This window comes from Candidatus Brevundimonas colombiensis (assembly GCA_029202665.1).
GTDB classification, from domain to species: domain Bacteria; phylum Pseudomonadota; class Alphaproteobacteria; order Caulobacterales; family Caulobacteraceae; genus Brevundimonas; species Brevundimonas colombiensis.
Genome location: CP119326.1, coordinates 738,692 through 752,759, shown reverse-complemented (window position 1 = coordinate 752,759; position 14,068 = coordinate 738,692). Strand labels below are relative to the sequence as shown.

The window sequence follows — 14,068 nt, the reverse complement described above, 5'->3', positions numbered from 1 at the left end:
GTCCCGATCCCCCTTCACAGCGGCTGAATCATCTGCAGCGCCTGATGCGCCATCTGCAGCTTGCCGACAGGCTCCAGCGGGCCCGCCGTCTTCAGCAGCTTGAAGCTCTCGTCCGCCGCCTCGAGGGTGAAGTCGATGTCCGCCTCGGTCATGGCCGCCGAGAAGAACATGTTGTGCCAGGGGTGAAAGTAGACGCCGCGACGGATCAGGGCGTTGGTCCAGAAATAGCCCTTGGCCATGTCGGCGTCGTCCTCGAACATGATCAACGGCAGCTCCGCGGGACCCGTCTGGCGCAGGCCGAAACCGTGCCGTGCAGCCGTCTCGGTCAGGCCCGCCCGCAGGCGCTGGCCCAGAGACTGGGTCTTTTCCAGATAGTCGGTTTCGCGGATCAGGCGCAGGGTCTCCAGCGCGGCGGCCATGGGCGCCGCAGAGAACCAGTAGGAGCCGGTGACATAGACGAAGGTCGCCGCGCCCTTTGCTTTTTCAGCCCCCAGCAGGGCCGAGATCGGATGGCCGTTGGCGATGGCCTTGCCCCAGGTGGACAGGTCCGGCTTCACCCCCACCAGCGACCAGCTGCAGTCACGGGCCAGACGGAAGCCTGCGCGCACATCGTCAACGATCAGCAGGGCGTCACGTTCGTCGCACAGTTCGCGCGCGCGCCGGGCATAGGCCACGGTGGGATGCTCCTGATCGACGAAGGTGTCGTGCTTGATCGGAGAGGCGAAAATGGCCGCCAGATCGTCGCCCGCCGCCGCCACGGCCGCTTCCAGGCTTTCGACGTCGTTGTAGTCATAGAAGATCTGATTGGCCCGGTCGGCCGTGGTGACGCCAAGCGGCAGGGGGGTGCACCAGGGCGCGGCCCCATGATAGGCGCCCCGCGCCCGCACGATGGTCTTCTTCTGGGTGTGATTGCGGGCGATCATCAGCGCCATGGTGGTGGCGTCGGTGCCGTTCTTGCAGAACATGGCCCAGTCGGCGTGGCTGACCTGGGCGACGAAGGCTTCGGCCAGGTCGACCATGACATCGGCGGGGCCGGTCAGGGTGTCGCCCTCGGCCATCCGCTTGACGTAGGCCTGATCGATGGACTCCACGCCATAGCCGAACAGGCTGGGGCCATACCCGCACAGGTAGTCGACGTAGCGATTGCCATCCATGTCCCAGAGATAGGCGCCTTTGCCCCTGGAGAAGAACTGGGGAAAATCGTCGGGCAGAAGGGTCACCGACTGGTGGCCGTACATTCCGCCGGGGATCACCGCCTCCGCACGTTCACGCAAGCTCCGATCCGCCGAATTGGTCCAGCTCATTTCCGCAACCCTCGATAAAATAGTCTTCACTATCTTTACCGGCGTGACGATCCGCGTCAAGACTTGGAAACACTATCAAAGACAGCCGTCAGGGAGGCTTGATCATGGCGCAGGACCAGCAGAGGCTCACCGCCGTCTTTCAGGCTCAGAAGCAGGCCGTGCTGCGCGACGGACCGCCGGACGCCGCCGTGCGCATCGACCGGCTGACCCGAGGCATCGACCTGCTGGTCGAGCATCAGGACGCTCTGTGCGACGCCATGCGGGCGGACTTCGGCGCGCGGGCGCCGGAAGCTTCGCGTCTGACGGACATCGCCGCCTCGGTCTCCGCCCTCAAGTTCGCGCGGTCGAATGTGAGGCGCTGGATGCGGCCTGAACGGGTATCGCCCACGCCGGGCCTGCTGGGCCTTCTAGGGGCCCGGGCGCGGGTGGAGATCCAGCCCAAGGGTGTCGTCGGCATCATGGCGCCGTGGAATTTTCCGGTCTTTCTGGTCTTTGCGCCACTGGCCAGCGTGCTGGCGGCGGGCAACCGCGCGTTGATCAAGCCGTCTGAACTGACGGCCAGGACCTCTGCTCTGATGCAGGACCTGATCGCGCACGCCTTCTCGCCCGAAGAAGTCGCGGTGGTGACCGGGGATGCGACGGTGGGGCAGGCGTTCTCCGCCCTGGCCTTCGATCACCTGATCTTTACGGGCGGAGGGCAGGTCGGCCGCAGCGTGATGGCGGCGGCGGCCCAGTCCCTGACGCCCGTAACGCTTGAACTGGGCGGCAAATGCCCGGCCATCCTGTCACGCACGGCGGACCTGCCGGTCGCCGCCGCTCGGATCATGAACGGCAAGACGCTGAATGCGGGACAGATCTGCCTGGCCCCGGACTATGTCCTGGCGCCGGTCGAAGCCCTGGACGCCTTCGCGGGCCATGCGGCGGCGGCGGCGGCGGCCTATTTTCCGACCATCGAGGCCAACCCGGACTATGCCTGCGTGATCGCCGACCGCCATGTGGCCCGGTTGAAGGCCTATGTGGAGGACGCCCGATCCAAGGGCGCCCGTATCATCGAGGTGCGGCCCGAAGGCGAGACTGTTCCGCCGGACAGCCGCAAGATCGCGCCCACCCTGATCTTGGGCGCCACCGAGCAGATGACGGTGATGCAGGAGGAAATATTCGGCCCCCTGCTGCCGATCATGACCTATGACCGGGTCGAAGACGCCGTCGACTATGTGAACGACCGCGACCATCCGCTGGCCCTGTATTGGTTCGGCGAGGATGCCTCAGAGCGGGATCTTGTCCTCGGTCGCACGCGCAGCGGCGGGGTGACGGTGAACGACGTCATCTTCCATGTGGCGCAGGAGCGTCTGCCGTTCGGCGGCGTCGGGCCATCGGGGTTTGGGAGCTATCATGGCCGCGACGGCTTCATGGCGTTCAGCCATCGTCGCGCGGTGTTTCAGCAGATCGCCAAGGACATCGGTCCCTTGAAGGACCTGCGGCCGCCGTTCGGTCCCGCGATCCGAAAATATCTGAACGGTCAGATCCGCCGTTAGGACGGGGTCTGCGCCCGGAGCGGACCTATCCGGCCGTTCGGGTCTCGCCGAACTGCGAATAATAGAGATAGACCATGCGGCACACTTCCTGGGTGACCATGGCCTCGTCCGTATCGGGTTGCTCCAGCACCATTTCGGTTGCGGCCATCATCAGTTCGATGGTGATCCGGGTCGCCGCGAACAGCTCGTCCGCGCTGGAGGCCGGATACTGTTTCAGCAGTCTGTCGGCCATGTTCCGGGCCACGATGTCGCGTGACGCGATGCGGATGTCCTGCAGAAGAGGCACGGCCCGCATGGCCCGCAGAATCCACACGCCGCCAGGCATGTCGCGCGTGATCTGGTTCACCTTCTCCTGGATCTGACGGTTCTTGGCGATCGCCGTGTCCATGGAGTCGGCCTCCAGGCCGCCGGCGTCCATCCAGTCGAACACCGCCTGATCCTGGGCCAGCATGAGCCGTCGCCCCAGTTCGCTCAGTATGGCGTATTTGTTCGGGAAATACCGATAAAGCGCGGGCGGCGTCAGGCCTGCGCGCTGGCATACCAGATTGGTGGACAGCCGCTCGAACCCCACCTCGGCCAACAGTTCGCCTGCAACGACCAGAATGGCCTCGAAGGTCAGCTGCGCGCGAACCTGTGAAGGCTTGAGCTTTGTCTCAAGGGAGACGGTCGGCTGGGCATCAGCACGGGGTTTGTTTCTTGTGCGGGCGCGGCTTCGGCCCGTTGGATTGGTCATCAGACGCCTGAAATGGACCCGGATCGGCCGAGGCGCCAAGGGTCGATATCGCGTAAAGCGAATGCAGGATCATATTCACCTGTGCTCTATGCGTCGAGTTGCATCTTCGCGGCAGGCGCTTTTCGCGAACGGTTCGTCATCACCGCTGCGAACATCAGGGTCGACAGGACCAGCAGGCCTGCGGAAACAAACAGGACGTTCGCGACCGGCTTGTCGCCCAGGATCAGACCCGCCGTCAGCGGTCCGAAGCTGGAGCCCAGCAACTGGGCCGCGCCAATCTGAAGGGCGGCGCGTCGCGTCGGGTCCAGTTCGATCATCAGGGCGGCGTGCAGGGGAATGGCGAACATCCACAGGAAGCCGAACAGGATCACGCAGCCTGCAAACACCATGGCTGTCGGCGCCAGACCCATGCCGATCAGGGCCAGGGCCTGAAGTCCCGCTACGCCGACCAGAATCGGGGCGGCGGGCCACCGGCCGCTTATGGCCGTGGCGGTCAGGCTGCCGACGACCTGGGCGCCCAGAGCCAGGGAAACCATCAAGCCCGCCATCTCGCCGGACAGGCCCGCTCTTCTGGCCAGGGGGTCCAGATAGACCCAGGCCGAGACGATGAAGGCCATCGAGAGAAATATGCCCGCAAGGCCAAGCGCGGGACGGATGGAAAGGGGCCCATCCGCGTCCTTGGCGGCCTTGGGCAATGGAGCCATGCGGTTTGGCCCCGTAATGGCGGCCAGTCCCGCGCCGACGGACAGGGCGGCCAGCAGAAACAGCGCTCCGTTCACCCCATGCAGAGGAATGATCCACAAGGCGAGAGCAGCGGAAACCATCATCTGCGCCAGGGTCTGCGCGGTTGCGAACACTCCGGCCCATCGCTCGGCGGACCTGGACCGAACGATCATGCTGATGGCCGCCCACAGCATCAGGCCTTCGAACACGCCCGAGACCGCGCGATCCGCCGCCAGCCATATGGAGGACAGGCTCAGCCCCGCCAGGGTGATGACGCCATGCCCCACGCAGGCCAGGCCGACCTTGATGCGCATGTGCGTGGGTTTCAGGAAAGCCGCCGCCAGGCTGGTGGTGATGCCCAGAGCGAGCAGTTCGCCCATGGCGGCCAGGCCGATCTCGGCTTCGGACAACCGCCCCTCGTGCGCCCAGCCCCCCAGAATCAAGGGCTGAAGGCCCGCGATCAGAAGCGCGACCACCCCGATCATCAGGCAGGTCGTCTGCTGCGGCAGGCCCATATCCCCGTTTTCGCCCGCTTTCGTCCTCATCCGCCATCGCCCCCGCTGGCTGTGTAATCAGATCAATAGTTGTATTTCAGGAAGACGCCGATGCTGCGCGGACGGTTATAGTTGAGCAAGTCCATGCCAAGGCTGTCGATCGCCGAAATATTGACGATCCAGTCTTCGTCGAAGACATTTCGGGCGAAGACACCGGCCTCGATGCCGCTTGACCCTGAACGCCAGCTGACTTGAAGGCCCGTATTCCAGACCGCGTCTTGCGACAGGCGTTCGCGGTTGGAGTTGTCGAAATAGATTTTGGACGAATAGCTGGTGTCGATATTGGCGATTATATCTCCGCCCGAGGGCAGCGGCCAGGTGTAGGCGACCGACGCATTCAGCGTCGCCTTCGGCGACTGAGGCAGGGTATGACCGCTGTAGTCCTCGCCTTCAGAGATGAACTCGTCATATTTGGCGTGCAGCAGCGATAGACCGACGCTGATGTCCAGGTTGTCGATGGGCGTGACGCTGCCTTCGATTTCGGCGCCATAGACGGTGGAGTCACCGGCGTTGTCGAGCACCAGAACGGTCAGGCCGTTGCGGAGCACCTGCGCAAAGACCTGCTGATCCTTGTAGGCGTAATAGAAGGCCGAGGTGTTCAGACGCACCCTGCGATCCCAGAACTGACCTTTGTAGCCGACTTCATAGGCGTCGAGCTGCTCGTTATCATAGGGCTGCAGTTGTTCGACCGAAGTGGCCAGGCCGCCGAAGAAGCCTCCGCTTTTGAAGCCGCGGTTGTAGGTCGCATAGATGTTGGCTTCGGGGCTGAGTTCATAGCGCAGGCCCAGACGCCCGGACCAGGCCGAGAAGGTCTTGCTGTCCTTGTAGGTCAGGATGGTGGCCAGGCCGCGGTCGATCTCGCTGCGATAGTCGAAATTCCGGTCATCGGACGACCAGCGCAGACCCGCCGTCGCGATCAGGCGATCCGTCAGCTTATAGTCCGCCTGACCGAACAGGGCGTAGCTCTTGGTCTTTTGCGTATAGGGGTTTCCGAACTCGCCGACGCTGTTTTCCGGACTGAAGCCGGTTGGATTTTCTGGCGAGATGAACAGCGGGCGCAGATCGCGAAGCACGTCCTGGGTCGCGCTGTCCTTGATGGTTTCGTCCATGAAATAGGCGCCGACGACCCATTTCAGTTTCGCGGCCGGGTCGTTGCTCTGCAGGCGCAGTTCCTGACTGAAGGATTCGGCCTGAGATCGGTAATTGATCTCGATCATCCGCAGAGGATTGGAATCGGTATTCTCGAACGCATTTCGCTTGGCGTTCTGATAGGCGGAGATGGCCACCAGATCGACATTGCCCAAGGTCCAGTCGATCTGCACCGAGGCGCCGTTCAGACGCACCTTGTCCTTGCCTGTGGCCGCGCCATAGTCTCCCGCGCGAATGTCGTTGTCTGTGTCGACGTAGCCCAGCAAGTCCGTACAGAGGCCGCTTGAATAGGCGCTGGACAGACACAGTCCGTCGGGGCCGGTGACTGCCGCCGTCGTCGGGAACAGCGCGCGATGCTGGGCGGCGGTCGCATCGCCATGGTTTTCGAAATGATTGACCGAAGCCAGGATGCTGAAGTCGGCGCGGGGCGTGTAGAGCAGCGAAAACCGTCCGCCATAATATTCTATGGCGTTCACATCCCTGTCCGTGACGCGGTCGTGGGTGGCGCCGTCGCTGGCCACATATTGGCCTGCCGCCCGGAAGGCCAGCACGTCCTTGATGATCGGGCCGCCGACGCCGCCCTGAAGGTTTACGGCATTGTCCGAGGCGTATTCGACCCGACCGTCGCCGGCCCATTCGAAGCTCGGCCGCTTGGTTGTTATGTTGATGGCGCCGCCGTTGGTGTTGCGTCCGTACAGCGTTCCCTGGGGACCGCGCAGAACTTCGAGCTGGGCCAGATCATAGAAGCCCGCCATCTGAGCCAGCGGCGAGCCGATATAGACCCCGTCCACATAGATGCCGACGCCGCTGGACGCATTCGGATTGAAATCGCTCAGGCCCACGCCGCGAATGAATATCTTGGGGCTGGCGGCGGCGTCGCCGTTTGAAACCCGCAGCCCGGGCGCCAGGTTGTTCAGAGCGGCGACGTTGCCGACCCCTTTGTTTTCAAGCGTTTCGGCGCCCAGCACGCTGATGGAGACGGGCACGTCCTGAAGACGCTCCGAGCGCTTCTGCGCCGTGACGACGATGTCGTCGACGGTCGAAGGCGAAGCGGCTGGCGGTTCGGACTGGGCGGCGGCGGCGCCTGCCAGAACGGAGGCGATGGATACGGTCGTCAGGAAAATGGTCTTCACGGCTAGAATCCCCGAACTGGCCTTGCGAAGGTTGCGTGACAATCGTCCGAACTTAAATAAGATAGTCAATACTATTTTTTACGGGCCGGCATGAATTCTTGGAAATCGTGTCGGGCCGGGAGTTCAATCGGCCTGGCTTCTGCGGCGCGTCGGTGATGTCGAATTATCGAGTTGGAAACGTTTGACAACCATCAAACGATAATCTTCACTATCATATCGTCACGATGGGGGATCGACTGATGAACGCCTTTTATACGGATCGACTAAGCATCCGACCCGGCGAAGTTTTTCAGGTTCACGCCAGCGCCAAGGGGCCTTGCGTGCTGGAAATCGCCAGGGTCGGGCGAGAACGCGTCGTCGTTCAAACCCTGGTCGATGTTCAAACAGAAGAACACCCTGTTCCGGCCGATGCGGACGCCAAGGGATGCGGCTGGCCGTCATGCCTGTCGGTGACGGTCGGGAACTGGCCCACCGGCTATTACGATCTGCTTTTGACCGATGCCGATGGGCAGACGTCGCGACATTTCGTCTGTGTCCGCCCCCCCGCCGGCGAGCCGAAGAGCCGGGCGGCGATCATTCTGACGACCAATACCTATCACGCCTATAATTGGTGGGGCGGCGCCAACGCCTATAGTGATGTCACCGCCTTGATGACGGGACGGAAATCATTCGCCGACGCCATGGACGGCGCCATAGGGGTGCTGTCCACCCAGCGTCCGTTCACGCCTCTGATCGTCGGTGCGCCCGAGGATGCGCCCCGTCTGATCAATCTGCGCAAGCGGGGTTTGAAAGAGCAGCCTTTCGCCGCCGATTTCGAATGGATCATGGCGCACGGCTGTTCGCCCTACGACGGCTCCGCCGGCTTCCTGAACAAATGGGAGCATCGTTTCGCCGCCTGGGCCGAGGCGGAAGGCTATGCGCTGGATTACCACACCGACTATGATCTCGACGTCGAGGACGACGTCCTGAAGGATTACAGCTGCGCCCTGTTCGTCGGACACAGCGAATACTGGTCCGGGCGCGAACGCGAGCAGGTTGAACGGTTTGTCGACGCCGGCGGCGGTCTGGCTGTCCTGTCGGGCAACACCTGTTTCTGGAAGGTGCGCTGGGACGATGAGGGCAAGACCTACGTCAACAAGAAATGGCGTGGGTTCGAAGCGTCCGAAGATCGTGACAACCCCGCCGACGCCACGCACCTGTGGTCGCACCCGGACTTCGCCCGACCAGAGGCCGAGCTGACGGGGCTGAGCTTCGTGTTCGGCGGGTATCACCGGCTTGGCATGTGCGCGTCGCGCGGCCAGGCGGGCTTCACCATCTACGATGACCGGCATTGGGCGCTGGAAGACACCGATCTGTTCTATGGCGACGTCATCGGCGATGAAGCTCCATTGGTGGGCTATGAAAGCGATGGCTGCCGATTCCAGTTCGATGAGAACGGCCTGCCCCGCGCCACCCCCATGCTGGGCGTGCCCGAGAATCTGGAGATCATCGGTCTGGTCCCCTGCGCCTTTGGTGAAGAGGCGGGACGGGGCTACGCCCCGATCATCCCACCTGAAAAGCTCGATGTGATCGCCAAGGTCGTCTACGGCGACGACACGCCGGAATCCCAGGCCCGGGTTCTCAAGGGCCATGCGGTGCTGGCCAGTTTCAAGCGCGGCGCGGGCGAGGTGTTCAACACCGGCACGACGGAATGGGCGCACGGTCTGGCGTCTGGCGATCCCTATCTGGCCCAGATCACGCGCAACGTCCTGACCCGTTTCGGCGTCACGCCGGAAAAGACCGCATGATGACGCGCGGTCCAGCATCCCGCCTTCCGTCACGACATTCTGCTGAGGCATCAGCCGGAAAGACAGCTCTATGAGTGGCGCTGTCGATGCCCCCGATGTCGCCGCCGCCGGTTCTGAGGGACACGGCTCGCGTCTGGGCCTCAGCGCCTGGGCCTGGTCGCTGTATCAGGCCGCGCGCGACCCCTATATCATCCTGATCGGCACCTATGTCTTCGTGCCCTATTTCGCCACGGCGGTGGTCGGGGACGCGGTGCGCGGCCAGTCGGTCGTCGCGGGCTTCAGTCTTGTGTCGAACCTGTTTGTCGCGCTGACCGCACCCTTCCTGGGCGCTGCGGTGGATCAGATGGGGGCGCGCAAGCCGTGGATGCTGGCGCTGACATTGATGACGGCGCCCCTGATCATGGGGCTGTGGCTTCTGACCCCTGCCGGAACGCCTGGACTGGGGGTCATGGCCGGCGTCGTGATGCTGACCCTGATCGCGATCCTGCTGTCCTATGCGGATGTCTTCTACAATGCGATGCTGATGAGCGCGGCGCGGCCGTCGGAGCAGCCTGCCGCGTCGGGCCTGGCCTTCTCGCTCGGCAACGCCACGGCGATCGTCATGCTGGTCGCGGTGCTGGCCTTGTTTGTCCTGCCGGGACAGCCGGGGTGGTCGATCCTGCCGTTGCAGCCCTTGTTTGGACTCGACGCCGCACTGCGGGAGCCGGAACGCATCACGGGACCGATCGTCGGCCTGTTCCTGCTGTTGGGCGCCGTGCCGCTGTTTCTGTTCGCGCGAGACGTCAAACCCACCGGCGCGCCTCTGCTGAAGGCGTTCAGCGATGGGGCCAGACATCTGACGGGCCTGGTGCGGTCGGCCCGCGTGCCGCGCGATGTCGGCGTCTATCTGCTGGCGCGGATGTTCTACATCGACGGCAAGATGGCGCTGCTGGTGTTCGGCGGCGTCTATGCGGCGGGCGTCATGGGCTGGGGCGTGACGGAGCTTCTGGCCCTGGGCCTGATCGCCTGCGTCGCCGGCGTGCTTGGCGGGGTTTTCGGCGGCTGGCTGGACAATCTGCTGGGACCGCGAGGCGCCTTCAAGCTGGAGATCTGGGTGACGATCCTGGCCCTGATCGCCCAGATCACGACTTCGCCGTCGCGTCTCCTGTTCTTCTTTCCCGCGGACGATCTGCGTCTTTGGGACGGACTGTTCGGTTCGGCGCCAGAGGTCGTCTATCTGCTGGCCGTAATCGTCGTGTCGGTGTTCGGCACAGCGTCCTGGGCGTCGTCACGCACCCTGATGACCCGTCTGACGCCGCCGCAGGAAGCCGGAACCTTCTTTGGCCTGTTCGCGCTGTCGCAGACCGCGACCATGTGGCTGGGGCCGCTGTTGGTCGACGCCTTCACCCGGACCTTCCACAGCCAACAGGCGGGCTTTGCGCCCATCGTCATCCTGATGGTCGTCGGCCTGGTCCTGCTGCACTTCGTGCGGGGCGGAGGCCGCCTGACGCGCGCCCTTCCGGCTTCCCCGATTTGAGTGAGAGGCTGTTCATCAAGGAGACGGACCTAACCTGGGGGACGGCGCGAAACAGCCAATAAGCGCAGGTTCAACCAGGCGTAGATCAACGCGGTGTTGTGCGGGCAGGAGGTCGGAAGCCCGGCGACGACGTCGAGATCGACGGCGCCGACGACCACCAGCACGATCAGCGCAGCCAAGCTCAAGCTTCTTCGCTTGCAAATGGGTCTCAATAGCGACAGAGGAAGCGCCTCCCCTGTCCTTCGTTTGTCGAGCGCCCATGTCCCGTAAGGTTTCCCTATCGTCCGCCCTGGCGCCGTTGGGGGCTGTCGCCGTGTTGGCTGCGCCTGCCGCAGCTCTGGCGCAGGCGCAACCGGGGGCGGAGGGGGCGAGCCAGGACGACCTGGGCGAAATCGTCGTGACGGCCAACCGGTCGACCGATGGGCTGGTCGCGCCGAGCCACCCGATCACCCGCCTGGACCGCGAGACGGTGGAGGCGGGCCGCGCCGTGTCGGACACCCTGTCGGGCGTGCTGGCCAAGGCCGTGCCGGGTCTGGCGGATTCCAGCCGCACGATCACCGACTATGGTCAGTCGCTGCGGGGACGCGGCGCGCTCCTGCTGGTGGACGGGGTCCCCTACAACACCAACCGCGACAGCGCCCGCAATCTGATCAGCGTCGATCCGGCCAATATCCAGCGGGTTGAGGTTCTGCGCGGCGGCAGCGCCCTTTACGGCAGCGGCGCCACGGGCGGCATCATCTCGATCAACACCCGCCCCGCCGGCGGGCCGTTCCGGGCTGAGACGATGGTGACCGGGATCACCTCGCTGTCGCACCCTTCGTCTGACGGGCTGAGCGGCCGGGTGCAGCAGTTCGTGTCCGGCGCCGCCGGCGGCTTCGACTTCGCCGCAAATGCGGGCTGGCAACATATCGGCGCCGGTTTCGACGCCAAGGGCGATCGACGTGCGCCCGAACCCAGCCAAGGCGACCTGTTCGACAGCACGGTCTGGAGCCTGGGCGGCAAGCTCGGTCGCCGCGTGGGGGACGACGGCTATCTGCAAGGGTCGCTGAGCTGGTATCAGGCGCATCAGGACACCGACTATGCGGCCGACCCGGCGCCCGGCCGACTGCCGGCGGGCGCCGCCATCGCCCGGCCGCTGAAGGGCCTGCAACTGGCCGACCAGAACCAGATCGAGAGCAAGGTCGCCACCCTGGCCTACCGCGACCGGGATGTGTTCGGCAGCGACGTCAGCGTGCTGGCCTATTACCGCGACCTGTTCACCCGGTTCACGCCGTTCGATGCGCGCGGCGTGGCGACGCGAGGCCGCAATGTCGATCAGGTGTTCCAGAACACCACGGTCGCGGGAGGGCGGCTGACGATCAAGACGCCGCTTGGCCAGCGCACAGCCCTGACCTGGGGCGGCGACGTGAACCACGAGGTCAGCGACATGCCGTTGGATGTGTTCGATCCAGCCGCCTACGACGCCAGCGGCGGCCTGGTGTTCAATCGTCTGCGCACCCTGATCTACATGCCGGAACTGACCACCCGGACCGAGGGCGCTTTCGCCCAGGTGCAGCACCGGCTGACCGATCGGATCGGCGTCGAGGCTGGCGTCCGCTACGACCGGGCCAAGGCGTCGTTCGACAGTTTCACGCCCCTGTCGCAGTCGCAGTCGGCGGCGCCCTTCGTGGTCCAGGGCGGCGCGATCGATTTCGACGCCTGGACCTTCAACGCCGGGACGACATGGGAGCCGGTCGACGGCCACGAACTGTACGCCAGCTTCTCGCAGGGCTTCCAACTGCCGGACATCGGCCTGCAACTGCGCAACGCCGGCGCAGGGTTCAGCATCGACAACTCCGACCTGCAGCCGGTCAAGATCGACAGCTATGAGGCGGGCTGGCGCGGTCGGTTCGACCAGGTTTCGGCGTCGTTCGCCGCCTTCCGAACCACGTCCGATTTCGGCGACGTCCAGAGCTTCAACAACGGTCTGATCCTGCTGCGGACCGCCGAGCGGATCAACGGCGTCGAGGCGACCGTGGATTATGGCGCGGCGCAGGACGTCTGGCGCTTCGGCGGCACGGCGACCTATCTCAGCGGCCATGAGAAGGGGGCGGCCGCCGTCCGATCCCAGGACATGACCGGCTATCGCATTCCGCCGCTGAAGCTGACGGCCTATGTGACCTATGCGCCGAACGCGGTCTGGGACGTGCGGCTTCAGGGGCTGCACTCGGCGGGACACGACTATCGCCTGAACGGCGTGGCCAGCTTCGGGCGGCGCGAGGTCAAGGACTATACGGTCGTCGACCTGATCGGCCGCTATCGCCTGTCCGCGCGCGACCAGTTGACCGTCGGCGTCGAGAACCTGCTGAACAGCCAGTATCTGCCGGTCTACAGCCAGCTTCTGCGCGGCAACACCAACACCAGCCGCGTGCCGGCGAACGGCGCGACGTTGAGCGTGTCGCTGAAGCGCGTCTGGTGAGCCGGGCGCGCGGTCGTCCCGGAGGAGCGCAACGTTTCGACGTCATGCGCCTGCTGGACGGCCTGCATCGGTGGAGCGGCGGACTGATCGGCCTGCTGCTGGTGGTGATCGGGTTCAGCGGCCTGACGCTGGTGCACAAGGACGCCTGGCTTCGTGCGACCCTGCCGCACGCCGCCGATGCCCGGTCGACGGACGCAGGGCGCACCGTCAGCGCCATGACGGCGATCTTTTCCGACCCGCGCGCGACCAGCGTCATTCTGGCCAGTCCGTCCTTGAGCGTGCACCGCGTCACCTATGGCGATGTGGGCCACGGCGCCTATGTCGACCAGACCGGCCGGGTGGTGACGCGCTGGGACAGCAAATGGGCGCGGCCAGAGGTCTGGCTGTTCGACCTGCATCACTATCTGCTGGCGGGCGACGTCGGAAAGACGGTCGCCGGGTTCGCCGGACTGACGGGGATCGGTTTCGTGGTCACCGGGGTCATCCTGTGGTGGCGGACGCGCCGGTCATTCGAGTGGCGCCTGTGGCCGCGCGCCTGGACCCGGTTCGGCATCCTGCGTCACCACCGCGATCTGGGGGTGCTGGCCGCGCCGCTGCTGATCGTGACCTTCGCGACCGGGGCGATGATGACGCTCAAGCCCATCGAGGCCGCCGTGCTGTCGTTGTTCTCGTCCAGGGCGGATCTGGCCGCCGCCGTCGCCATTCCTGCGCGCAAAGGCGGCGCCTATGTTCCCGGCGGCGCCGACTGGGCCCGTATCCTGCAAACGGCGGGGCGACGCTTTCCGGACGCGCAGGTTCGGGTGATCACCGTCCCCTCCAAACCCGGCGCACTGATCGCCGTGCGACTGCGCCAAAGCGGCGAGCCGACGCCCAACGGCCGCACCTTCCTGTGGTTCGACCCGGCCGACGGCGCCCTGGTCGGCGTGCGCGACGCCCGGGCCCTGCCTACGGGCGCCCGGATCGCGGCCTACGAATACCCCATCCATTCCGGCAAGATCGGCGGCTGGTTCTGGATCGGCGCCATCACCCTGTCCGGCCTGGCGCTGATCACGCTGGGCGGCTTCGGCGTATACACCTTCTGGTTCAACCGCCGGTCGCCTCGGAAGCCTGTCAGAAGGCGCGTCAACCAGGCGTAAAAACGCCTGCCTCCACGCCAAATTGTCCGCCGAGCGGATG

The 14,068-nt window shown here is 64.9% G+C and carries 10 protein-coding genes; 5 read left to right on the top strand and 5 right to left on the bottom strand.

Annotation, left to right across the window (positions count from 1 at the left end; genetic code table 11):
- Positions 1-14: 14 nt before the first annotated feature.
- Entirely contained in the window at positions 15-1,274 is a 1,260-nt protein-coding gene (locus P0Y50_03505) for an aminotransferase class III-fold pyridoxal phosphate-dependent enzyme (GenBank protein ID WEK40689.1), read from the bottom strand.
- Positions 1,275-1,408: 134 nt separating this feature from the next.
- Here P0Y50_03505 and P0Y50_03500 point away from each other — a divergent pair, with 134 nt between their 5' ends.
- The gene (locus tag P0Y50_03500) at positions 1,409-2,839 is read left to right on the top strand and encodes a coniferyl aldehyde dehydrogenase (GenBank protein ID WEK40688.1); all 1,431 of its coding nucleotides are present in this window, start codon (positions 1,409-1,411) and stop codon (positions 2,837-2,839) included.
- A gap of 25 nt (positions 2,840-2,864) precedes the next feature.
- Here P0Y50_03500 and P0Y50_03495 read toward each other — a convergent pair whose 3' ends face one another.
- The 3 genes from P0Y50_03495 to P0Y50_03485 all read right to left on the bottom strand — a co-directional run bounded on the left by P0Y50_03495 (position 2,865) and on the right by P0Y50_03485 (position 7,131).
- Positions 2,865-3,572, bottom strand: a complete 708-nt coding sequence (locus tag P0Y50_03495) for a helix-turn-helix domain containing protein (GenBank protein WEK40687.1) — start codon at positions 3,570-3,572, stop codon at positions 2,865-2,867.
- Positions 3,573-3,658: 86 nt separating this feature from the next.
- Positions 3,659-4,810, bottom strand: coding sequence for an MFS transporter (locus tag P0Y50_03490; GenBank protein ID WEK40686.1), 1,152 nt, complete (start codon positions 4,808-4,810; stop codon positions 3,659-3,661).
- Positions 4,811-4,872: 62 nt separating this feature from the next.
- Entirely contained in the window at positions 4,873-7,131 is a 2,259-nt protein-coding gene (locus tag P0Y50_03485) for a TonB-dependent receptor (protein ID WEK40685.1), read from the bottom strand.
- Positions 7,132-7,370: 239 nt separating this feature from the next.
- On the opposite strand from P0Y50_03485, the gene P0Y50_03480 reads away from it, so the two are divergent.
- The gene (locus tag P0Y50_03480; protein WEK40684.1) at positions 7,371-8,918 is read left to right on the top strand and encodes a DUF4350 domain-containing protein; all 1,548 of its coding nucleotides are present in this window, start codon (positions 7,371-7,373) and stop codon (positions 8,916-8,918) included.
- A gap of 70 nt (positions 8,919-8,988) precedes the next feature.
- Complete coding sequence (locus P0Y50_03475) at positions 8,989-10,434, top strand: MFS transporter (GenBank protein ID WEK40683.1); 1,446 nt, start codon at positions 8,989-8,991, stop codon at positions 10,432-10,434.
- A 29-nt stretch (positions 10,435-10,463) separates the two neighbouring features.
- On the opposite strand, the gene P0Y50_03470 is transcribed toward P0Y50_03475, so the two are convergent.
- Positions 10,464-10,613 (bottom strand): hypothetical protein, encoded by a 150-nt coding sequence (locus P0Y50_03470; protein ID WEK40682.1) that lies wholly within the window; start codon positions 10,611-10,613, stop codon positions 10,464-10,466.
- A gap of 80 nt (positions 10,614-10,693) precedes the next feature.
- On the opposite strand from P0Y50_03470, the gene P0Y50_03465 reads away from it, so the two are divergent.
- Both P0Y50_03465 and P0Y50_03460 read left to right on the top strand, forming a co-directional pair.
- Positions 10,694-12,892 carry a TonB-dependent siderophore receptor gene (locus P0Y50_03465; protein WEK40681.1) on the top strand — a complete coding sequence of 733 codons (2,199 nt, stop codon included), beginning with the start codon at positions 10,694-10,696 and terminating at the stop codon, positions 12,890-12,892.
- A complete protein-coding gene (locus P0Y50_03460) occupies positions 12,889-14,028 on the top strand; it encodes a PepSY-associated TM helix domain-containing protein (GenBank protein ID WEK40680.1) in 1,140 nt (379 codons plus the stop codon). The genes P0Y50_03465 and P0Y50_03460 overlap by 4 nt, the downstream gene beginning before the upstream one ends.
- The last annotated feature ends 40 nt before the right edge of the window (positions 14,029-14,068 follow it).